The 1843-nt window shown below is 25.9% G+C and carries 2 protein-coding genes; one reads left to right on the plus strand and one right to left on the minus strand.

The genetic code is table 11. The annotated features are described in order from the left end of the window. Window positions 1–69 precede the first annotated feature (69 nt). On the plus strand, window positions 70–801 hold the full coding sequence (locus VSQ61_RS22600; RefSeq protein WP_334346569.1) for a methyltransferase domain-containing protein: 732 nt from the start codon (window positions 70–72) through the stop codon (window positions 799–801). Here the strand turns inward: VSQ61_RS22600 and VSQ61_RS22605 are convergent. Continuing rightward, on the minus strand, window positions 776–1798 hold the full coding sequence (locus tag VSQ61_RS22605; protein WP_334346570.1) for a hypothetical protein: 1023 nt from the start codon (window positions 1796–1798) through the stop codon (window positions 776–778). The two genes, VSQ61_RS22600 and VSQ61_RS22605, sit on opposite strands and share 26 nt — an antisense overlap. Window positions 1799–1843: the final 45 nt, after the last annotated feature.

A 1843-nucleotide genomic window follows, 5' to 3' on the forward strand; every position in this document is an offset into this window, starting at 1 on the left:
CGTTGGAAAAATAAATAATTATTTACTAATATATCTGCTGTTATAATTGGTGCAAGAGGAAATTTGAATATGGAAAATAACGAAAAAATAGATATGGATTATGTGCGTGATTTATATAACAATATGGAAAATATATGGCCAGAAGATGATCTCTGGTATACATATACTCATAATAAAATTGTTGATTATGTCAATAATTATATAAACATTAATGATTTTACTAAACAATCACGCATCCTAAATGTTGGTTCTGGCGGAAATACATATAATATTCCGGGAATACAATATCATACGGATATAGCCTATGAAAAGATTAAAAATGTTCCAAATTCTTATTTGACTAGTGCTGAATCTTTACCATTTCTAAATGAATTTTTTGATGGCGGTATATGTGTAGGATCTGTAATTAATTATTGTGATCCTTATAAAGTCATAGGAGAAATATCACGTACTTTGAAACCAAATACTACTTTTATTTTAGATTTTGAACAAAGTAAGAGTTTTCAATTCATCAATACGCCCGACTTTAACTCTGATACTGCAATAATACAATCATTTAATAGTGGAAATGAAGATAGAATATGGGTTTTTTCAGAAAAATATATTTGTAATATTATAAAAACATTTGGGTTTGAAATAAAGACAAAGCAATACTTCCATATACTTAGCCCATTACTATATAGAATAACTAAAGATGAACAGTATGCGGCAAAATTTTCAACCTATGATAAATATTTAAAACATATTCCTTATATTAAACATATTTCATGCAATATTATTTTAACAATGCAAAAAGTTTAGAAAAAACAGGCAATTTTTCGATAATCTTTGCAGCTTTACTATCTGATAGTGCAACAAAAGTTAAAATAACAAATAGAATGGCTATTGCAACAATTGCTATTGTAGTTAGTTGAATGTTTAATTCTTTCGAAAAAAACAAAATAAGAAAAGTAAGCACTAAAATTATACTTGCATATATAAATGATTTCTTTATATATTTTTGCGATAAGTTTTCTGGAATGACTGCTCTATCTGAAGAAGTACTAAAAGCCATCGGATAACCATTAAGTAAAATCTTGCTATTCTCTATGGTTGCATTTATTTCTTCTATATTTTTTATAAGATTATCATGATTTGTGTTTGATTCATCACAATTTTTCCAAAATGGAGCATCCCATATTTCATAATATTGGAAATAAATGGCTTTAACAAGCGACATATAAGTTTCACTTTTTAATTCAAAATTTGCTTGATCTTTTTGATATAACATAAGCAATGCTTCTTTTCTGCTTTCAGCATTATTAGTTTCTAATTGTGGATGTATGTAAAGCGCATTTATCACCTTAAAATTTTCTAATTCATATATTCGAATATCTTCTTTGTGAATCTTTGTTTGATTAAATCGGCATAAAATTTCTTTAGTTATAAAGTCATAATCTATTCCTAGCTTATCAATATAATTAATAATTAAATGATAAAAAGCATAAAAAGCACTATTAGATTTATATTGATTATCTAAAACAATATAATCAATTGCTAATATACGCACCTCTTTTATATAAGCCAATTCGGCATAACCGATAACTTGATTATTTAAAAGCAATGCAAAGAAGAATGGCGTACATCCCGAAAAGTTTTCTATGTGATTTATCCAATATGTTATTTCATTTGTATTAGTTTTTTGGTCATGTGTAATATTTTGTGAATATATTCTGAGTGCATTATAAAACTCATCAGATTTTGTATCTATTAAAGGTTTTAATCTATATTTTAATTGTACATCGATATTTTTATCCATATTATTATATCCCTTTTGTAATTAAATAATACCTTATTTCCAACA

It is taken from the genome of Candidatus Merdisoma sp. JLR.KK006, from assembly GCF_036941035.1.
Lineage (GTDB): Bacteria > Bacillota > Clostridia > Lachnospirales > Lachnospiraceae > Laedolimicola.